At 32.0% G+C, this 20,329-nt stretch carries 20 protein-coding genes; 18 read left to right on the top strand and 2 right to left on the bottom strand.

Annotated elements, in window-relative coordinates:
* Positions 1–5 precede the first annotated feature (5 nt).
* Genes AC38BG_RS07095 through AC38BG_RS07075 form a run of 5 tightly spaced genes read left to right on the top strand, consistent with a single transcriptional unit; the run spans position 6 to position 6,280 of the window.
* On the top strand, positions 6–188 hold the full coding sequence (locus AC38BG_RS07095) for a hypothetical protein (RefSeq protein ID WP_489937161.1): 183 nt from the start codon (positions 6–8) through the stop codon (positions 186–188).
* 2 nt (positions 189–190) lie between these two features.
* On the top strand, positions 191–1,693 hold the full coding sequence (gtfA, locus tag AC38BG_RS07090; protein ID WP_489937160.1) for an accessory Sec system glycosyltransferase GtfA: 1,503 nt from the start codon (positions 191–193) through the stop codon (positions 1,691–1,693).
* Positions 1,686–3,029 (top strand): accessory Sec system glycosylation chaperone GtfB, encoded by a 1,344-nt coding sequence (gene gtfB, locus AC38BG_RS07085; RefSeq protein WP_489937159.1) that lies wholly within the window; start codon positions 1,686–1,688, stop codon positions 3,027–3,029. Before gtfA ends, gtfB begins: the two co-directional genes overlap by 8 nt.
* Positions 3,029–5,071 (top strand): SP_1767 family glycosyltransferase, encoded by a 2,043-nt coding sequence (locus AC38BG_RS07080; RefSeq protein WP_489937158.1) that lies wholly within the window; start codon positions 3,029–3,031, stop codon positions 5,069–5,071. The genes gtfB and AC38BG_RS07080 overlap by 1 nt, the downstream gene beginning before the upstream one ends.
* Positions 5,072–6,280, top strand: a complete 1,209-nt coding sequence (locus AC38BG_RS07075) for a glycosyltransferase family 8 protein (protein ID WP_489937157.1) — start codon at positions 5,072–5,074, stop codon at positions 6,278–6,280. It abuts the gene before it with no gap.
* An 82-nt stretch (positions 6,281–6,362) separates the two neighbouring features.
* Here AC38BG_RS07075 and AC38BG_RS07070 read toward each other — a convergent pair whose 3' ends face one another.
* Positions 6,363–7,367 carry a D-2-hydroxyacid dehydrogenase gene (locus tag AC38BG_RS07070; RefSeq protein ID WP_489937156.1) on the bottom strand — a complete coding sequence of 335 codons (1,005 nt, stop codon included), beginning with the start codon at positions 7,365–7,367 and terminating at the stop codon, positions 6,363–6,365.
* A 210-nt stretch (positions 7,368–7,577) separates the two neighbouring features.
* Here AC38BG_RS07070 and AC38BG_RS07065 point away from each other — a divergent pair, with 210 nt between their 5' ends.
* From AC38BG_RS07065 to glnA, 3 genes are all read left to right on the top strand, one after another.
* Entirely contained in the window at positions 7,578–8,420 is an 843-nt protein-coding gene (locus AC38BG_RS07065) for a glycosyltransferase family 8 protein (protein WP_489937155.1), read from the top strand.
* 2 nt (positions 8,421–8,422) lie between these two features.
* Entirely contained in the window at positions 8,423–9,343 is a 921-nt protein-coding gene (gene miaA, locus AC38BG_RS07060; RefSeq protein ID WP_489937154.1) for a tRNA (adenosine(37)-N6)-dimethylallyltransferase MiaA, read from the top strand.
* Positions 9,344–9,480: 137 nt separating this feature from the next.
* Complete coding sequence (gene glnA / locus AC38BG_RS07055) at positions 9,481–10,818, top strand: type I glutamate--ammonia ligase (protein ID WP_489937153.1); 1,338 nt, start codon at positions 9,481–9,483, stop codon at positions 10,816–10,818.
* 171 nt (positions 10,819–10,989) lie between these two features.
* Here glnA and AC38BG_RS07050 read toward each other — a convergent pair whose 3' ends face one another.
* Positions 10,990–11,265, bottom strand: a complete 276-nt coding sequence (locus AC38BG_RS07050) for a hypothetical protein (protein WP_489937152.1) — start codon at positions 11,263–11,265, stop codon at positions 10,990–10,992.
* A gap of 492 nt (positions 11,266–11,757) precedes the next feature.
* On the opposite strand from AC38BG_RS07050, the gene AC38BG_RS07045 reads away from it, so the two are divergent.
* The 10 genes from AC38BG_RS07045 to AC38BG_RS07000 all read left to right on the top strand — a co-directional run bounded on the left by AC38BG_RS07045 (position 11,758) and on the right by AC38BG_RS07000 (position 20,187).
* Positions 11,758–12,018: a hypothetical protein gene (locus AC38BG_RS07045; RefSeq protein WP_489937151.1), complete on the top strand. Its 261-nt coding sequence runs from the start codon at positions 11,758–11,760 to the stop codon at positions 12,016–12,018.
* Between the two features lie 173 nt (positions 12,019–12,191).
* On the top strand, positions 12,192–12,275 hold the full coding sequence (locus AC38BG_RS07040; protein WP_489937857.1) for a Fic family protein: 84 nt from the start codon (positions 12,192–12,194) through the stop codon (positions 12,273–12,275).
* A gap of 15 nt (positions 12,276–12,290) precedes the next feature.
* On the top strand, positions 12,291–12,431 hold the full coding sequence (locus AC38BG_RS07035) for a hypothetical protein (RefSeq protein ID WP_489937150.1): 141 nt from the start codon (positions 12,291–12,293) through the stop codon (positions 12,429–12,431).
* 116 nt (positions 12,432–12,547) lie between these two features.
* Entirely contained in the window at positions 12,548–14,290 is a 1,743-nt protein-coding gene (locus tag AC38BG_RS07030) for a YSIRK-type signal peptide-containing protein (RefSeq protein ID WP_489937149.1), read from the top strand.
* Positions 14,291–14,431: 141 nt separating this feature from the next.
* A complete protein-coding gene (locus tag AC38BG_RS07025; protein WP_489937148.1) occupies positions 14,432–14,629 on the top strand; it encodes a type II toxin-antitoxin system HicA family toxin in 198 nt (65 codons plus the stop codon).
* A 349-nt stretch (positions 14,630–14,978) separates the two neighbouring features.
* A complete protein-coding gene (locus AC38BG_RS07020; RefSeq protein ID WP_489937147.1) occupies positions 14,979–15,440 on the top strand; it encodes a glycine betaine ABC transporter substrate-binding protein in 462 nt (153 codons plus the stop codon).
* A 209-nt stretch (positions 15,441–15,649) separates the two neighbouring features.
* The gene (locus AC38BG_RS07015; protein ID WP_489937146.1) at positions 15,650–16,600 is read left to right on the top strand and encodes an alpha/beta hydrolase; all 951 of its coding nucleotides are present in this window, start codon (positions 15,650–15,652) and stop codon (positions 16,598–16,600) included.
* A gap of 25 nt (positions 16,601–16,625) precedes the next feature.
* The gene (locus AC38BG_RS07010; protein WP_489937145.1) at positions 16,626–17,789 is read left to right on the top strand and encodes a thiolase family protein; all 1,164 of its coding nucleotides are present in this window, start codon (positions 16,626–16,628) and stop codon (positions 17,787–17,789) included.
* Positions 17,786–19,027 (top strand): hydroxymethylglutaryl-CoA reductase, encoded by a 1,242-nt coding sequence (locus AC38BG_RS07005; protein WP_489937144.1) that lies wholly within the window; start codon positions 17,786–17,788, stop codon positions 19,025–19,027. The genes AC38BG_RS07010 and AC38BG_RS07005 overlap by 4 nt, the downstream gene beginning before the upstream one ends.
* Positions 19,024–20,187, top strand: coding sequence for a hydroxymethylglutaryl-CoA synthase (locus AC38BG_RS07000; protein ID WP_489937143.1), 1,164 nt, complete (start codon positions 19,024–19,026; stop codon positions 20,185–20,187). Before AC38BG_RS07005 ends, AC38BG_RS07000 begins: the two co-directional genes overlap by 4 nt.
* The last annotated feature ends 142 nt before the right edge of the window (positions 20,188–20,329 follow it).

The raw sequence follows: 20,329 nt of genomic DNA, 5'->3' as shown, positions 1-20,329 counted from the left end.
ATTCTATGAATAATTCTGATAAAGATCCAATAACTAATGATATTGAAACTAGATTAAAAAAAGAGCGAAAAAAAGATCCAGTTAAAACTAAAAAAGATAAGATTAATGTTCAATTTTGGTTGAATTTAATAATCGTAATTTTAATGCTTTCAGGGATTGTATTTTCACTAATTAATATATTGAGGTAGTTATGACTGTTTATAGTTTTAATAAAGGAATTGGTTGGGCATCAAGTGGTGTTGAGTATGCTCAGTTATATAGAGCAGAGAGCTTTAGACTAGCTAATATAAAAGCAAAGTTTATTTTTACTGATTTTATTTCTGCAGATAATGTAGCAGATTTAACAGAGAACATGGGCTTTAAAGATAGTGAAGTTGTCTGGTTATATACTGCATTTACAGACTTTCCTGTGACAAAATCAACTTATACATTAGAACAATTAACTAAGACTTTTTCACGTAATATTGTGAAGGTTGATAAGCAACCAACTTCAGTTAAATATTATTTTGCAGATAATGATTGGGCAATTGCTTATCTTAAAAAAAACTCTGATAACTTAGTTGCGCGTGTCGAATATGTAGTAAATAACAGTTTATTATTTAAAAAATACTTCTCTTCAAAGTGCTACATGTGTGAATATTATGCACCAGTCAATAATCAAGCTATTATGTATCAACGAAGTTACTTCAATTTAGATGGTACAGTAGCTTATGATGAAATAATTGATGGCGATGATCATATCTATAAGTTCAAAAATGAGATTATTTATTCTAAAAGGGCGTTGATTGCATATTATATCAAGCAATTACATTTGACTTCTGATGATGTAATCTTGATTGATCGCGCTACTGGACAAGGCCAAGAAATCTTAGAAAATAAAAGTTCTGCTCGAGTAGGTACAATCATTCATGCAGATCACTACAGTGAACCTAATACTAATGCAGATAATATCTTGTGGAATAATTATTATGAATATGAATTCCAGCATTATAAGGACATTGACTTTTATATAGCTGCAACTAATACTCAAAAAAAGCTCTTGCAAGAACAATTTAAACACTATCTACATGTACGACCTAAGGTATTTACAATCCCTGTTGGTAGTATTGAACAATTACATAAATCACATGATCGCAAACCATATAGCTTAATTACTGCATCTCGCTTAGCTACTGAAAAACATATTGATTGGTTAATTAAAGCAGTTGCACAAGTTCATAAAACTCAGCCTCAAGTAACCTTGGATATCTATGGTGAAGGCGGGGAGCGTGAAGCATTATTAAAGCTAATCAATCAATTAAATGCTAATCAATATATTCATTTGATGGGACACCAAGAACTAACTGATATTTATCAACATTATATTGCTTATGTTGCAGCTTCTACTAGTGAAGGATTTGGCTTAACATTATTAGAAGCTATAGGCAGCGGACTTGCGATGGTTGGATTCAATGTAAGATATGGTAATCAAAACTTTATTGAAAATGATAAAAATGGAGTTTTAATTTCCTACGATGCAGAAGCTGATACTGACCAAAAGGTAAATGATTTAGCTAAGGCAATTAATAAGTTATTTACCTCTGATCTAAAGCACTATAGCGATGAATCATATAAATTAGCTGAAAACTATCTAACACCAGTTGTTGCAAAAAAATGGGATCATATATTAAGTGAGGTGATTAAGTATGATTAATTTATTTGATAGATATACAAGCCAAAGCAAAGACTTGCATATCTCAATGTTACTAGCTGGATTTAAACAGCCAGCAGTAGCTATACAAGATAATGGATTCTTGCCAAATGATGTTGATTCTGCATTGAAGTTTTTCTTCAAAAAAGCTGGAGTCAAATTAGTTGGTAGACCAAAATATTTTAATCAAATACCAATCCCTCGTTATTGGTCAATTGATGCTAATGGTAGTGAAGCTAAGATTAAAGATGGCGATAGCATACGTGGTCACATCACTTATACGGCAAGTGATAATACTAGATTAGTTAAACAAGTTGAATGGTTTGATAGACAAGGTCGCATTAGGATTATTGAACACTATAATCAGTGGGGATGGATGTTCAAACAAGTGATCTTAGATATAGCAGGTAATTGGCGGATGACTAATTATCTGACTGCTAATGGAGATAAAATCTTAGTTGAAAATAATGTCACTGGTAATGTCATCTATTATGCACCTAATGGTAAATATCACATTTTTAAGAATTTGGTAGAGTTAACTGCATATTATTTAAAGCATTCTAATTTAAATACTGATCGAATTATGTTTAATTCATTAGCATCACCATTATTTACGTTGTTAGAGATGCCAGATACTAAAGGTAATCTGCTGTTTTGGCAAGAGCCAATTAATGATGAAATTCCTGGTAATATGATGTTCATCTTAGAAGGTAATGCGGGAGATACTAAAGTTGTAGTGCAAAATAAAGCTGATTATTTAAAGATAATTTCATTACTTGATAATGATAAACTAAAGCAAAAAGTTAAGTATCTAGGCTATATTTATCCATTTGTAAGATTGAATAAACTAAGAAAACATGCATTGATATTTACTAATTCTGATCAAATAGAAGACTTAGAAACATTAATTAAGCAATTGCCAGACTTTGAATTCAGTATTGCAGCTGGAACTGAGATGTCTAATAAATTAATAGCTATTGATAAATATGACAATACTAAGTTATATCCTAGTGTTGCACCGCAACGGATTAAAAAGTTAGTAGCAGATAATGATTTATATCTTGATATCAATTATGGTAATGAGATTTATGATGCAGTGCGTGGCGCATTTGAAAACAATATGTTAATCATGGGGTTTGACGATACACTGCATAATGAGCGCTACGTTGCATTAGAGAATCGCTTTGGCAAGGGTCATGTAGATATTATGATACAAGCGATAAGGCAAGCATTTGATAATCCAGATAAGTTAGAAAAAAGACTGCAATTGCAAAAGCGTTATGCAGGGTTAGAAACAGCGCAAAGTTATCAAGAAGTTATTGATAAGTGGGGCAAGTGATGTCAAATAATACTTATAAAATTAATGTATTAAGCATTAAAGATACTTTAGATTATATTATGAAGAATGATTCTTCAATTGCTCGTTTTGGCGATGGAGAATTAGATTTAATTTCTGGTAATAGTATCCCTTATCAAAAATATGATCCAAAACTTGCTAAAAGATTAAAAGAAATCTTATTTACTCAAAGTAATCCACAACTTGTAGTAGCTATTTCTGATGTTTTTCATGATTTGAAACGCTATAACGATTATGCTGAACAATTTTGGACTAACAAGTTACCTGAATATAGCGATATTTTAAATGAGTTAAGTAAAAAAGTGACTTGGATGGGTAATACATTTATATCTAGACCATATATGGATCTGCGTGACAAATCACAAGCTGCTAAATCCTTTACACAACTGAAGCAATTATGGGATAAAAAAGATATCTTAATTGTAGAAGGTAAATTATCTAGATCAGGAGTTGGCAATGACTTGTTTGATAATGCAAGTTCAATTGAACGAATAATTGCACCATCACATGATGCGTATGATCGCTATGATGAATTATTATGGTTAACTAAATATCATGCCAAAAATAGACTTGTATTATTAATGTTAGGCCCCACTGCAAAGTTATTAGCAAAGGATTTATCAAAGATAGACATTCAAGCAATTGATATTGGACATATTGATTCTGAATATGAATGGTTCAAGATGGGTGCTACTGAAAAAGTTGACTTACCTAATAAGCATACAGCAGAGCATAACTTTGATGAAAATGTAGTGTTAAAACCAGATGCTAAATATGATAGTGAGATAGTTGCCGATGTAAGTGGAATAGTTAAACCAGTAAAGAAAAAACATACTAAAGCAATTGTCTTAGCAGCAGATGCAGGATATTTAATGCCATTATCTGCAACGTTGAAGTCAATCTTTGCTAATGGCTACTATGGCACAGTTTATGTAATGAATAGTGATATTCCACAAGAATGGTTTGAGATTGTTAATGCCAAGCTGCAATATGGCAAAGTACAAGATGTAAAGATAGATAGTAGCGTATTGAATATTGCACAAGTTGTTGTTCCATATATTAATACAATGACATTCGCACGATTATTTGCGCCTGAACTTATTGATGTTGATCGATTATTATATCTTGATTCAGATATAATTGTAAATCATGATATTAATCGATTATTTGATATTGATTTAAATGGTAATACGTTTGCTGCAGTGCCTGATTTATCGATTTTAAACATTTATGGGGTTCCAGAGTATTACTTTAATACTGGAGTCCTCTTGATAGATGTTAAAAAGTGGAACAAAAATAAATATACAAAGAAAATACTTGAATGCGCTGAAACAGTCAAAGATACAATTGACAATGCTGATGAAACATTGTTCAATAATTTCTTCCATGATACATATTTAGAATTACCTTTAAAGTATAATTATCAAATTGGATTAGAACGAGCAATATTTTATTCTAATGAAGCTAATAAACAAGAAAAATTGGATAAAGAGAAGAATCCTGTAATCTATCACTTTATGTCTGCCGATAAACCATGGAAGTTAACCTCATCTGTAAGTAAACGTGATTTATGGTGGAAGTATTATTCACTTGATTGGGACAAATTAGATAAGCCAGTAGAATTTCCAAAATTTGATAAAAAGGTCTTTATCTTTACAAGCTTAGATGAATTACGTGATATCGAAGTACTTATCAAGAAATTTCCAAATATTGAATTTAATATTGCCGCATATGTATACATGTCTTTTATATTAAATAGACTGATACAATATGGTAATGTCAAATTATATCCCACAATTATTGGAAAAAATCTTGACAAACTCATTAAAGAATCTAATGCAATGTTAGATATTACAGATGGGCCAGATAATGAAATAACTAAACGATTTGCACAAACTGGAAAACCAATAATTGGATTTAGAGAAGATAAGTTTAATGGAATAATTCCAGAAAACAGTAATTATGAATTAGTTCATTCAACAGATGAAATGATTAAGCAATTACAAAAATTAGAGGGAAAATAAATGGATAAAGATTTTTCAAAAGCAATAGTTTTAGCAGCAGATGCAGGATATTTAATGCCATTGTCTGCAACATTAAAGTCTATTTTTGCCAATGGTTATCATGGCACAGTTTTTATAATGAATGCGGATATTCCACAAGAATGGTTTGAAATTGTTAACAGTAAATTGAAGTATGGCAAAATACAAGATGTAAAGATTGATAAAGGTATATTAAGTCAAGCTCCTAAGTCTATAATCGATGCAACTATAAATTATATGACATATGCACGTTTATTTGCGCCAGATATGATACAAGTTGATAAATTATTATATATCGATAGTGATATTGTAATAGATCATAATTTAGATAGTTTAATTAATACTGATTTAAATGGAAAAGTAGTTGGTGCTGTAACTGATTATCGTGATCCTAAAAATGGCTTTTTAGCTGGAGTATTATTAATTGATGCAAAGAAATGGCGAAAAAATAATTATACTAAAAAAATTTGGGATTACGCTTTATCACACGAATCTTTAAGGTTTGGAGATCAAGGATTATTAAATGACTTTTTCAAAGATAACTATTATGAGTTAGAACGACGATATAATTATGAATTAGGCTCATTTTATATGTTGTTTTACAATCAATTTAATAGGTATGTTGCAGATGAAGAAGTCGAAAATGTAACCGCTAGATTTGAGAATGTTTCTGAACCTGTATCATATCATTACACTACTATGAATAAGCCTTGGAAATTTGCAACTAGTCAGGTTTATAGAGAAAAATGGTGGCAATATTATTCATTGGATTGGGAAGATTTAACCAAGCCAGTAGAATTGGAAAAATTCTCTACTAAGATGTTTATCTTTACTTCATCAGATGAATTACAGGATATTGAATTACTTGCAAAAAGATTTCCCGATATTGAGTTTAATATTGGTGCATATGTTAATATGTCATTTAAACTATTAAGACTGTCACAATTTAAAAATATAAAATTATATCCAGCCATAATTGGCAAAAACATTGACAAACTCATTAAAGAATCTAATGCAATGTTAGATATTACAGATGAACCTGATAATGAAATAGCTAAAAGATTTGCACAAACTGGAAAACCAATAATTGGATTTAGAGAAGATAAGTTTAATGGAGTAATTCCAGAAAACAGCAATTATGAATTAGTTCATTCAACAGATGAGATGATTGAAAAATTAGAAAATCTTTAATTGCTTACGCTAAAAATACGAGCAAACAAAAAAGGATCACTTTCACAATGAAAATGATCCTTTTTAGTATATTCAGTTAGAATTATTTGTTAATTTTAACTGGGGTTTCAGGTTCTCTACCTTCAACCATAGCATAGTTATTATCAAATGCCTTAACAACCATGTTGCGTACAGCATGAGTTGTGTAAAATGCAGTATGTGGAGTAACTAATACATTTGGACGAGCAATTAAGTCAGCCAAACGTGGGTCTGGGAAGTTTTGACCTTCCCAATCTTTGTTGAAGATACCAACTTCATTTTCGTAAGTATCCATTACGAAACCAAAGATTTTACCTGAATCTAATCCACGAACAACAGCATCAGTATCAACTAATGGACCACGTGATACGTTAACAATAACAACGTTATCTTTCATTTCTTTGATTGAGTCGTCGTTAATCATGTGAACGTTAGCAGGAACATCAGGAACGTGTAATGAAATTACATCAGCTTGCTTGTATAAGTCATCTAATGAATCTACATAGTAGCCTTTCTTTTCAAGTTCAGGGTTTTTGAAAATATCAAAGGCAATAACTTTAGCGCCAAAGCCTTCCATAATCTTCATAAATACTTGACCGATGTGGCCAGTACCAACAACACCAACTACTTGGTCACGAACTTCACGACCAATTGTTGGTGCCCAACGTAGGTCATGACGCGCAACTTTTTCATCCATGCGCTTGTCTTGACGCAAGATACGTGCAGCTTGGATTGCAGCATGTTCTGCAATTGCATCTGGTGAGTATACTGGAACATTAGTGATTTCAAATCCTAAGTTTTCAGCAGCTTCCATATCGATGTTGTCAACACCAACATTACGCAATGACATCTTAGTAATGCCATTGTCTGCCAATGCTTGTAAAGTATCTGCAGTGTAGTCTAATTGTTGGTAAACAACAACACCATCTGCACCTTTAGCCAATTTAGCAGTTTCAGGAGTCAATAACTTGTCAGTATATTCAACTTCAACGTCCTTGTGGGCGTTCTTCCATTCTTCTAAATATGGCTTTTCATCTTCACGAATAGCATATGCAAAAATCTTTGTCATAAGATAAATCCCTCCATAAATTAATTACCAACCAGTATTATACACTCGTAGTAATCAATAAAAAATAAAAAATCAAATTTTTTTGTTATTATTTGTTAAACTGAGCTTTTAGTTAAGAAATTAGATACAAAATTTTCTCTACACTGAAAATTTTGTAAAAGTATTTGTTAAACTTAAAGTGAGAAATTAAACAGAAAGAAGGATTTGAAATTGAACAAAGAAATTCTCCAATTGTTAGTAACTTTTGATGAAAATTATATTTCACCATTTAAAACCTTATTGATGTCAATCAAGATGAACAATCCTGGTCAAGATTTCCATGTATGGCTATTACATAGTGATATCTCACAAGAAAAATTGGCTGAGTTGCAATTTTATTGTACAAATTTGAAGACTGAATTTACTCCAATTGCAGTAGATCGCAAGTTGTTTGATAATGCGCCAATTACTGATCGTTATCCACAAGAGATGTATTATCGCTTGCTTGCACCGAAGTTTTTACCAGAAGATTTAACTAAGATTATTTATCTAGATCCAGATATCTTGGTTGTGAACCCAATCACATCTTTATGGAAGATGGATTTACAAGGCAATACTTTTGCTGCTGCATCCCACAAGGGGATTACCGATATCATGAACAGCATTAATCGCATTAGATTAGATACTAATAGTGATTATTTCAACACAGGGTTATTGTTAATTGACTTGCAAAAAGCGCGCCAGTTAGTTGATCCTGAAACAATATTTGCTGATGTTAGAGAACATAAAGATGAATTGATATTACCTGATCAAGATGTCTTCAACCACTTATATGGAGAAGATACATTGCCACTACCAGATGAAATTTGGAATTATGACACTCGCTATTATTCAAGTTATTTGTTGCGCGATGATGGACATATTAGTTTGGATTGGGTAATGAAAAATACCATCATCTTGCATTTTGCAGGCAGGAAAAAGCCATGGCTAAAAGATGCTTCATCTAAATTTGTTGCATTATATAAAAACTACATGCAAATTACTGATCGTTTTATTAAGAAAATCGAGATGTAAATATGCAAAAAGTCTTATTATTAGTAGGACCTACTGCTATTGGCAAAACGGGTCTTGCGATTAAATTAGCTAAAAAATTACAAACAGATATTATTTCTGGCGACTCCATGCAAGTATATAAAGAATTGAGTATTGGTACAGCAAAAGCAACTGCAGATGAGCAAAAACTAGTGCCTCATCATTTAATTGATCAAAGGTCAATCTTTGAAGAATATTCAGTCAAAGACTTCGTTCATGATGCAACTGGCGCAATTAGTGAACTAGCAGCAGTTAATAAATTGCCTTTTGTAGTAGGTGGGACGGGTTTTTATTTAAATGCATTAGTTAATAAAATGCAGCTGGGTGAGCCGGGGCAATATCCAAATAGTGTCGACCAAAAATGGCAGAATTATTTTGATAAGTTTGGCAATCAAAGACTGTGGCAAATCTTATGTGAAAAAGATCCAGAAGCTGCTAAAAAAATCCCTGAAAATAATGTCCGTAGAATATTGCGAGCGCTGACTGTGATTGAACGAACTGGGCAAAAATTCTCACTTCAACAAGAAAAAATTGAGCCACGCTATGATGCTTTATTTATTGGATTAAATACTGATCGCGAAGTTGTTTATCAAAGAATTAACCAGCGAGTTGATCTGATGGTTAAAAAAGGATTAGTTGATGAAGCAAAGATGGTTTTTGATAACCAATTAAAATTGCATCAGGCAAAACAGGCAATAGGGTATAAAGAGCTGTTTCCATATTTTGAAAATCGTGCAAGTCTAGATGAATGCGTAAAAAAACTCAAGCAGGCATCAAGAAAGTATGCCAAAAGGCAGTTAACTTATTTCAAAAACAAATTGCCTGTAGTCTGGTATGATCCAATTAAAAATCCAGATGTGGAAAGTGAAATCTTGAAACAAGTTAAGATTTGGCTAAATAATTAAGATGTGTGAATATACCAGTTTGACCTTGAGTAGTAATTCTGCTATTGTAATGCTAGTTTATAGTGAGTTGTCATAATTCGCGGACTAGACCAATGTTATATTTTGGGTTTGATATTTGAACATACAGGAGAAAAAATATGAGCAAAGTGTATTCAAAAGACGAAATTCGCCAAGAAATTGAAGATCAAGATGTTCGCTTTCTGCGTTTAGCGTTTACAGACATTAACGGGACTTTGAAGAATGTGGAAGTTCCAACTAGCCAATTAGAAAAAGTTTTGGCAAATGAAATTCACTTTGATGGATCATCAATTGATGGATTTGTGAGAATTGAAGAAAGCGACATGGTTTTATACCCAGATTTATCTACTTGGGCAATCTTGCCTTGGGGTGATGAAAATGATGGTAAAATTGGTCGTTTAATCTGTAATATCCATAATACAGATGGTAGTGCATTTGCAGGTGATCCAAGAAATAACTTGAAGCGTATTGTAAAGCAAATGGAAGAGATGGGCTTTTCTAATTTTGAAATTGGATTTGAAGCTGAGTTTTTCTTATTTAAAGAAGATGCACAAGGCAATTGGACAACTGAAGTTAGTGATCATGGATCATATTTTGACATGTCATCAGAAGATGAAGGTGCAAAATGTCGCCGTGATATTGTTGAAACTCTAGAAAAGATGGGCTTTGAAGTTGAAGCAGCTCACCATGAAGTAGGGGATGGTCAACAAGAAATTGACTTTAGATTTGATAATGCATTAGCTAGTGCAGATAAGGTGCAAACTTTCAAGATGGTAGTAAAAGAAATTGCCCAAGAACATCATTTGAGAGCAACTTTTATGGCAAAACCATTGGAAGGTGAACCTGGATCTGGGATGCATACTAATATGTCATTATTTAAAGATGGCAAGAATGTCTTTTATGATGAAAAAGGCGAATTCCGTTTATCAAACACTGCATTATATTTCTTAAATGGTATTTTGAATCATGCAAGAGCCTTAACTTGTGTGGGCAATCCTACTGTTAACTCATATAAGAGATTAATTCCTGGATTTGAAGCTCCAGTATATATTGCATGGGCTAATAAGAACCGTTCTCCATTAGTTAGAATCCCTGACGCTGAAGAAATCGGCACAAGACTAGAATTAAGATCTGCAGATCCAACTGCTAATCCATATTTATTATTAGCTGCAGCATTAAAGGCAGGATTAGCAGGAATTAAAGAAGCAAAAATGCCAATGAAGCCAATCACCTCTAACTTATATGATATGTCTGAGAAAAAACGTGAAGAATTAGGCATTCATTCATTGCCTTCAACTTTGCATAATGCAATTAAGGCCTTTAAGGCAGATGATCTGATTCAAGAAGCACTTGGTGAACATTTGACTAATAGTTTTATTGAGTCAAAGGAATTAGAGTGGTCTAAGTATACTCAAACTGTTTCTGATTGGGAACGTGAAAGATATTTTAATTATTAAAAGCATATGTAAAAGCTCATACTCTGAATGCAGAATATGAGCTTTTTGTGTATGTCTATATAGGTGAATTTAATTGCAATCTATAAATTACTACCTATGATGTATCTGGAATTAAAGCTCGTCTTGACTTCTTAAGCATTGGATCACCTCCTTATATTAAAAATGATATTATTATTCATTTTTACTTTTTAAATATTGCAAACGCTCTTTTAATAGTTGAAGAAGAGAATAAGTGTAATTATAATTGCTCAATGCTAGATTTAAATTGGAGTTCTTAAAATTATTGCTGAACAATATATCTTCTTGAAAAGTGGTAATCTCATCGATTAGCTGACTAAGTTCTTGTTCTTTTGTTAAAGCTACTAAAATTTTGATTTCATCATCAATATTTGAACTGATTCGGTCAATAATATGTGTTATGTGTTCTTGAGTTGTATTTTGGTTCATATTTTCCAATGCCTCCATAAGCTTAAAATTATAATATGATAAGTTAATAATAATATAAATAAAATATTATGGTATACATATAAATAATAAAATATATAATGTTACTTTTCAAGTTATTTATAAGCGGATACAAAATATACTCAAAATGTAAGTTTAAAGAATTACGATACCAATATAAGTTGTAAAATAATGGCTGTTTGATATTGTGTTAGATATTGCAAAAAAGCAACCACTATATTTTGTTAGAGTGGCTACTTTAATATGATTATTTAGTTTTCTATGGAGTCAATCCAGTTATCAAAATCTTTTAGAGTTCCAATTGTTTAAGCCTTGCCTTCCTCTGCTTCTTTTTTAGCTTGTACTGCTTCAACAGAATCTAAAAATCTATCTTTATTAGATTTTTAAATTGGTATGGACATATCGATGCTCTTTATTTTTGTATAAACGTAATTATAAATTATTTAAGCAATAGTAGTTCAAAGGATAATATGGTTGTGTAAAATAGATATAGCTAACAATATAAATTATGAGGTAATAGCTATAATAGCTATGCTTAAATATCCAAAAGAATATTTAAATGATGTGATGGTTAGACTTGCATGTAATTCAAATGCGATTGAGGGGATTCAACTTACATTAGGTCAAACTAGAGCGGTAGTTTTGAATGAAACCGTAGTTGCCACTGGAAATAAGGGTGTAAAGTTAAAGGATTTATATGCATCAGACAATCAAAAAGATGCATTTAATAAATAATGGATGCTAAGTTAGATATAGATACAATTTTAAAATTGCAATTTGAGTTAACTAAGAATACTATACCTACTGCAGGAAAAGTAAAGCATAGCCAATTAGTGAAGTAATGGGCAGATAATACAAGTTATCAACTTGAACAAGCGAAAAACAAAGAAGAAATTTTACAAATATTAATGCAATCTCATATTGAATTTGAACGAATGCATCCATTTGATGATGGCAATGGTATAACTGGAAGAGAATTAATTAATTTTTAACTAGTTAAATACCAAATGCCTTTTTTGATAATCAGCGCTGAAGATAGGCCATTTTATTTAGCAAACTTAGCTGATCAAAATGTTGATAGCCTAGCAGAATATGCAAAGTTGAAGTTGAAAGATGAAAAGAAACTATATGAAGCATATTTAAATTAAGATGGGATGTAGAAGATAATAGGCGTAAAATAATAGTTATGATTTAATAAATAACTAGACATTAAAGTAAGCACTATTTTATAATTTGGATATATGTATTTTATGGAGGAAGTAAGATGACAAATAATAAGAGAACACAATATTCGCTTAGAAAATTATCAATTGGACTAGCATCAGTTGCTATTGGAATGGGTGTGGTTGGGAGTATACACCATGGGGATGTAGTAAAAGCGGAAGTTGTTGGACAAAGTAGTGCAAGTAATGATGATTTAGATACAAGACTACCTAATATACGTGGAAATTTTATGGAATACAATAATCACGCAAATAGTGTAAGCTTTTATTCTGATACAGCTGTTAAATATATATTGCAAGATTCAATGGGCAAAAGATTAGGGATATTTAATACATCAAATCCGTCAGATCATCATATTGATTATAACTTTAAAACGCCAATGCCGATTGATACTTCAATAACTGCAACACCAATAGATATTCGAGGTGTTGAAGGAAAACCATTAACAATTTATTACACAGATAAAACAAAGTTGTTAGAAGCAAGAACTGTGTATGGTGATATGTTAGGAGTACCTGACCACGGAATTTTTGCTACTCCATTATTTAAAAATGCAAGTGCGCAAGCACAAGAAGAATACAGAAAGGCAAATCAACAGGCTAATAATGAAGCATATCAAGATGATATACCACAGGCAAAGAGAGATGAGATAGCAGCTAATTTAAAGACTGCATATGAGAATCTTTCTAAGGATAATATAGGAAAAGATACAAGACTACCTAATATACGTGGAAATTTTAGGGAATATAATAATCACGCAAATAGTGTAAGCTTTTATTCTGATACAGCTGTTAAATATATATTGCAAGATTCAATGGGCAAAAGATTAGGGATATTTAATACATCAAATCCGTCAGATCATCATATTGATTATAACTTTAAAACGCCAATGCCGATTGATACTTCAATAACTGCAACACCAATAGATATTCGAGGTGTTGAAGGAAAACCATTAACAATTTATTACACAGATAAAACAAAGTTGTTAGAAGCAAGAACTGTGTATGGTGATATGTTAGGAGTACCTGACCACGGAATTTTTGCTACTCCATTATTTAAAAATGCAAGTGCGCAAGCACAAGAAGAATACAGAAAGGCAAATCAACAGGCTAATAATGAAGCATATCAAGATGATATACCACAGGCAAAGAGAGATGAGATAGCAGCTAATTTAAAGACTGCATATGAGAATCTATACAAAGATAGGATTACTAATACAGATGATACAGGAAACAATATAGAAACAACTCCAACTGTGCCATCAGATAATCATAAGCAAAATGTTAATATCCCGAACACTGATAACAAGCTTAAAAACAAGGTATCTGAAACCAGTTTTTCAACTGTAGTTTATGCACCTGTAATTAATAATAATCCTAATTATATGATTGCATTACGCGACAAAGATGGAAGGCTTACAGGTAAATATATTTCTACTAATTCTAGATGGAAAGTATTTGCTAAGAAGATTATTAATGGTGAAATATTCTACCGTTTGGGTACACAAAATCAATGGGTTCCTGCTAAATACTTGTCAAATAATGTTATTGATGAAGAAAATAATGCAGAAAGACCTCTAAAAGCTGTAGGCTATGTAGCAATTTTACATAATAATAGAAATTATAAAGTTGCTTTGTATAGCTCAACGGGTAAATTAACTGGATATTTAGGAACGAATTCAAATTGGAAAGTTCTAGCAAAGAAAACTATTAATGGAGTTTTAATGTACAGACTTGGTAATCAAAATCAATGGCTTCCAGCTAAATATATAAAATTAAGATAATCAATTAATCTTGAGGATAATTTAACGTCCTCAAGATTTTTATTTTGTTCCAAAATACATAATTTAGTTGATTTGACGTATTGCTATGAATACGCCTAAGGCGTATAACATAACAATATCTAGATGAGAGGAGGAGGTGCTATGACAGAGTATAAAGCACGACAAGTACTTAAGTTGTTAAAAGAGCATGGATTTACCTATATTAGTAATAATGGTGATCATCACAAGTTTACTAATGGGAGCGGGCTACCTACTATAGTCCCTTATAAACATTTGGGTGACACTATAATGTTAGGTGCATATAAAGCTATTTTAAAACAGGCTCATATAAAGCTTTGACTTGTCTTCTTTTGTTACATTTTAATACGCATAGGCGTATTATTTAAACAACGAGGAGGGTGATTCTATGACACGATATATAGTATATCCAGCAGTATTAGATGATAAGATGATACAGACAATCCAAAAGGTTTTTATTTGGTACTGCAACTTTAGTTGCCATAATTGGTAGAGGCGGATTAGGTACATTTATTTATACAGGGATTAACTCCAACAACAATACTGAAGTTTTATTGGGGGCGATTTTATCTGCTACTTTGGCAATATTTTTCAGCTGGCTACTTAGTTTTATTTTCCAAAATAAAAGATATGTTAAATGGAGCTTGGAAATTATTGCGGTGGTATTAGCATGGCAAAAAATGCAATTGTTGCACCCACTAAAACTATTATAATTGCAGGTAAGATGGGGTCTGAACCAGAGATATTAATCAATATGTACAAAGATTTGATTAAACAAGAAAACCCTAATGCCAAAGTTATCTTGAAGCCAAATTTTGGTGGCTCAGTCTTTTTATTTGATGCGCTAAAAAGTAATAAAATTGATATCTATCCAGAGTTCACTGGCACTGTTTTACAAATTTTAATTAAAACTAATCAAAAAACTGGTACTAATCCATATCAAGGAGCTCTATTGATGAAGACTAGTTTTGCACATGATAATCCTAAAATAATAGCAGCTTTAAATAAATTAGCTGGCAAAATCACTCAAAAGCAAATGCAAGAGATGCATTATCTAGTAGTTGTCAAACATGAAAAGGCTAGCAAAGTCGCATATGACTATTTAGTTGCGCATAATTTACTCAAAAAATAATTCATAAAGTTCAAAAATTTAAAACTTGCATGCTCAAAATCTTAAGGAAAACTATAGGATAAGCCAATAAGCTTTAAACTGGCGCTAGGTTAAGCTATTATTTTTATGTTGCTATTACTTAGGATTTAGCAAATAATATACCAGCTTTAAAATTTCCATGATATACTATGTGATATTATTAATTGCATAGAATTAAAGGAGACAAAAAAGTGAAATCAAAGAAAAAAATCGTTATTACTCTGTCAGCGATTATATCTATAGTAGTCATAGCATTTATCGGAGCTTCATTTTATTTTTATAATATGGCTGTTGTTCCTGGACAAAAAACTTTTTTGAGCGCAAAAAAGCCACTATCTAAATCAGATCCATTATATGCTCAAAAACTCTGGTACAAAAAAACGCCAAAGCAAAAATGGTTCATGCAAGCAAGTAATGCTAATTTAAAATTAGATGCAAATTACATCACAGCTAATAAAACTACTGATAAAACAGCAGTGTTATTGCATGGATACATGAATAATAAAGACGACATGGGGCAATATGCAGCCATGTTTCATCAGATGGGCTATAACGTATTAATGCCTGATGCAAGAGCTCATGGGCAAAGCCAAGGCAAGACCATTGGTTATGGTTGGATGGAAAAAGGCGATGTCAAAAAATGGATCCAAAAAGTAGTTACTAAAAATGGTAAGCAATCTCAAATTGTTTTATTTGGAGTTAGCATGGGAGCATCTACTGCAATGATGGCTAGTGGATTGAAATTACCTAGTCAAGTCAAAGCGATAGTGGAAGATTGCGGCTACACAAACACTAAAGCTGAAATTGAACATGAAGCCCAAGCTTTGTATGGAATGCCAGCATTTCCAAGATTTCCTTTAATTGAACTAGTTAGTTTAGTTACTAGAGTAAAAGCTGGGTACTTTTTTGGCGATGCGGATGCAATAAGTCAATTACATAAAAACAAATTGCCAATTTTATTTATTCATGGCAATAAAGATACTTTTGTACCAACTAAGATGGTTTATGAAAACTATCATGCAACAAGCGGTCCAAAACAGTTATGGATTGTACAAAATGCAACGCACGCTAAGTCTTATGCAACACATCCTAAGTTATATCAAGAAAAAGTTGGGAGCTTTGTAAAAAAATATATAAAATAGTTTTTAGTAAAGGAAATATTAATATATGCAAGATATTTATATTGTCGCAGCTTCAAGAACACCATTTGGTCGCTATCGTGGAAAACTAGCCCAATATAATGCAGTAGATCTAGGAGAATTAGCATTAAAAGATGTTTTATCAAAGGCAAAATTGCATGCAAAAGATCTTGATGCATTATATATGGGAAATGTCTTAAGTGCTGGGCTTGGTCAAAATATGGCTCGCCAAATTGCAATTAATGCAGGAATGAATCAAAGCTCACTTGCGACGACTATTAATGAAGTCTGTGGATCTAGTCTAAAAGCAGTTAGATTGGCTCAAGCCCAAATGTTAATTGGGGATTTAGATTTAGTTGCAGTTGGCGGTAGTGAAAGCATGTCAAATGCTGAATTATTATTGCCAAAATCAGAAAAAGAGAATCCTGAACATTTTAGAGATGAAATGATGGTTGACGGGTTAATTGATGCATTTTCTAATAAGCCAATGGGATTAACTGCAGAAAAAGTTGCTGAATGGAAAAATATTTCGCGCAAGCAAGCTGATCAATTTAGTATGAACTCACACCAAAAAGCTGCTGCCGCAATTAAAAATGGAGCTTTAAATAGTGAAATTGCACCTATTATGGTCTGCCAAAATCAAGTAGACCAAGATGAGAATGTTCGCTTTGACAGCAATATGGAGCAACTTGGCAAACTAAAGCCAGTATTTAAACAAGATGGGCAAGTTACTGCAGGTAGTGCATCTCCACTAAGTGATGGTGCAAGCATGGTGATTTTAGCAACTAAATCAAAAGTTGATGAATTCAATCTAACTCCACTAGCTAAATTAGGAGCATATGCAGAAGTTGGTTTTGATCCAAGCTTAATGGGATATACTCCAAAATTTGCAGTTCAAGAGTTGCTAAATAAAACTAATACTTCAGTTGATGATTATGATTTATTTGAAATCAATGAAGCTTTTGCAAATACTACTTTAGCTGTTCAACACGATTTGCATATTCCTGATAATAAGTTAAATATTCATGGTGGTGCAATTGCAATGGGTCACCCATTAGGTGCTACTGGGACTAGATTATTAGGGACAATGGCTTATAATTTACATAATTTGAAGAAACAAAAAGGAATTGTTTCATTATGTATTGGTGGGGGATTAGCAATTGCTTATGAAGTAGAGAATGTGACATTGTGAAATTTTATGAATTAAAGGCCAAACAAAGACGCAAAGTTTTAAAAAATGAAGGCTATGAATTAGTCAAAGTAGAAAAAAAGATCTTAAAAAAAGTTGATTCATTAAGTGAAAATGTAATTGGTACGTTAACACTGCCACTAAGCATTATTCCTAAAATTATGGTTAATGGGCAAAATTATCAAGTGCCAATGTCAATTGAAGAACCTTCAGTAGTTGCTGCAGCAAACCATGGAAGTAGTATTTTTAATTTAAATGGTGGAACACTAGCTACTAGTATGCGCAATGGTATATGGGGTCAGATTGTTTTAAAAGTAAGTGATGAATTTGATTTAAATAAGTTTAAAAATAAGTTTTCAATTTATTTAGACTTTTTGAATCATGAATTTGCCTCACTAATTGGTCATGGAGGCTCTATTAAACAAATTAAGGCTAGTCAAGATAAGGATTTACTGACTATTTTAGTCTTAGTTGATCCAGCACAGGCCATGGGAGCCAACCGTGTGAATACAATTTTAGAATACTTTGCGAATTATTTAGTTAGTGAAAAAAATATTGAAGAAAAGTTATTTGCGATTTTATCGAATTATCCAACTCAACTAGCTAGTGCTAAAGTTGAATTAAAATTTGAAACATTGACTAAATCTGCAGATAAAAAAATTGGACAAAAAATTGCCGAAAAAATTGCCTTACTAAGCAAAATTGGTCAGCGTGATATTTTTCGCAGTGTGACAAATAATAAAGGCATCATGAATGGGATTGATGCGGTGTTAATGGCAACTGGTAATGATTATCGTGCAGTAGACAGCGCAATGAGTATTTATGTTCAAAAACATCCTAGTCTAACTAATTGGTATATCGCAAATAGTAAGTTAATAGGAGAAATTGAAGTGCCATTGCCAATTGGAGTAGTTGGAGGATCAATTTCAGTGCGTCCAGACATTTTGCAAAGTTATGATTTAATGGATAAGACTAAAAGAATTAGTGTTGAAAAATTATCTAAAATTATTGCAAGTATTGGTCTGGCAAATAACTTTGCGGCACTGAATGCGATTGCAACAAGTGGCATTCAAGCAGGACATATGAAATTGCAGGCTCGCAATGTAGTCAATACACTAAAAGCCACAGATGAGCAAAAAGAGCTAGTCTATCAAAAATTATTACAAGCCAAGAAATATAATGTAAGTTTTGCCCAAAATTTATTAGATAAACTAAAAGAAAATGAGGACGAGAATCAATGAAAATAGGTATTGATCAAATAGGTTTTTATACACCAAATAAATATGTTGATATGGTTGATCTAGCACATGCTCGCAATCAAGATCCTAATAAATTTTTGATAGGAATTGGTCAAAATAAAATGGCAGTTCCAACTCAAAGCCAAGATGCAGTATCTATGGGAATTAATGCCACTCAAGAATATATTGATCAAATCGATAAAGATAAGTTAGGGTTGTTAGTTTTTGGAACAGAAAGCAGTGTTGACCAATCAAAATCTGCATCGTTATTTGTCAAAAAAGCACTTAATTTGCCAAAAAAGATTAGAACTTTTGAGTTAAAAGAAGCTTGCTATGGACTAACTGCGGCGCTATTAATGGCAAAAGATTATGTTCAAACTCATCCAGATAAAACAGCAATCGTAATTGGTAGCGATATTGCAAGATATGGGTTAAATACTGCAGGTGAAGTTACTCAGGGAGCAGGCGCTATCAGTATGTTAATTAGTGCAGATCCTAAAATCTTAGAGTTAGAAGAAGGATCAAGTAGTTATTCAGATGATATTGAAGATTTTTGGCGACCAAATAACTTTCAAACTGCCTTAGTTGATGGAAAATATTCTACTCAAGTTTATTTAGACTTTTTCAAACATACTTTTGAAGATTATTTAAAGCAAAAAAGCCTTCAAGTTGTAAATTTTGACGCATTAATTTATCATTTACCATTTACTAAAATGGGAATGAAAGCTCTAAAAATTGCTTTAGAAGATCAAGATAGTAGCGTGCAATTAAAGTTAAAGCAAAGTTTTGAAGATTCCGCAAAATATAGCCGTCAAGTTGGAAATATTTATACAGCATCTTTATATATGGCATTATTGAGCTTATTAGAAACAGGACATTTGCTTTCAGGGCAGAGAATTGGCTTGTTCTCATATGGTTCTGGAGCAATGGGAGAATTTTTTGCAGGTAAGTTAGTTGCTGGATACAAAAATCACTTGCATCTTGCAAAACATCAAATGATGCTAGATTCACGTGAAAAATTAACGATTCCTGAATATGAAGAGATTTTTACTAAAGATTTAGAAATTTTACCCAAAAGTATTGATTTGACTAGTGATGAAAGAGTAGGCAATTGGTATTTTGCAGGGCAAAAAGGATACATCAGAAAATATTTACAGAAGTAAGTCTTAATTCTTGAAACCGATTACAGATATGTTATAGTAGAAGTGTGGAAGAGGTAGAAAATAAAAATTTTATCTCCAAGAAAAAGTATTTGGAAGAAGAAATTCTCTGAAAAGAGGTACCAGTTATTTATAATTTAGTAGT

This window comes from Lactobacillus sp. M44, assembly GCF_058130005.1.
The sequence above is the reverse complement of the archived record's forward strand: the minus strand, read 5'-3'. Positions and strand labels throughout refer to the sequence as shown.

Coding starts and splice junctions, on each gene's coding strand:
- AC38BG_RS07095 (WP_489937161.1), top strand. CDS start 6: ATGAATAATTCTGATAAAGATCCAATAACTAATGATATTGAAACTAGA.
- gtfA (WP_489937160.1), top strand. CDS start 191: ATGACTGTTTATAGTTTTAATAAAGGAATTGGTTGGGCATCAAGTGGT.
- gtfB (WP_489937159.1), top strand. CDS start 1,686: ATGATTAATTTATTTGATAGATATACAAGCCAAAGCAAAGACTTGCAT.
- AC38BG_RS07080 (WP_489937158.1), top strand. CDS start 3,029: ATGTCAAATAATACTTATAAAATTAATGTATTAAGCATTAAAGATACT.
- AC38BG_RS07075 (WP_489937157.1), top strand. CDS start 5,072: ATGGATAAAGATTTTTCAAAAGCAATAGTTTTAGCAGCAGATGCAGGA.
- AC38BG_RS07070 (WP_489937156.1), bottom strand. CDS start 7,367: ATGACAAAGATTTTTGCATATGCTATTCGTGAAGATGAAAAGCCATAT.
- miaA (WP_489937154.1), top strand. CDS start 8,423: ATGCAAAAAGTCTTATTATTAGTAGGACCTACTGCTATTGGCAAAACG.
- glnA (WP_489937153.1), top strand. CDS start 9,481: ATGAGCAAAGTGTATTCAAAAGACGAAATTCGCCAAGAAATTGAAGAT.
- AC38BG_RS07050 (WP_489937152.1), bottom strand. CDS start 11,265: ATGAACCAAAATACAACTCAAGAACACATAACACATATTATTGACCGA.
- AC38BG_RS07040 (WP_489937857.1), top strand. CDS start 12,192: ATGCAATCTCATATTGAATTTGAACGAATGCATCCATTTGATGATGGC.
- AC38BG_RS07035 (WP_489937150.1), top strand. CDS start 12,291: ATGCCTTTTTTGATAATCAGCGCTGAAGATAGGCCATTTTATTTAGCA.
- AC38BG_RS07030 (WP_489937149.1), top strand. CDS start 12,548: ATGACAAATAATAAGAGAACACAATATTCGCTTAGAAAATTATCAATT.
- AC38BG_RS07025 (WP_489937148.1), top strand. CDS start 14,432: ATGACAGAGTATAAAGCACGACAAGTACTTAAGTTGTTAAAAGAGCAT.
- AC38BG_RS07020 (WP_489937147.1), top strand. CDS start 14,979: ATGGCAAAAAATGCAATTGTTGCACCCACTAAAACTATTATAATTGCA.
- AC38BG_RS07010 (WP_489937145.1), top strand. CDS start 16,626: ATGCAAGATATTTATATTGTCGCAGCTTCAAGAACACCATTTGGTCGC.
- AC38BG_RS07000 (WP_489937143.1), top strand. CDS start 19,024: ATGAAAATAGGTATTGATCAAATAGGTTTTTATACACCAAATAAATAT.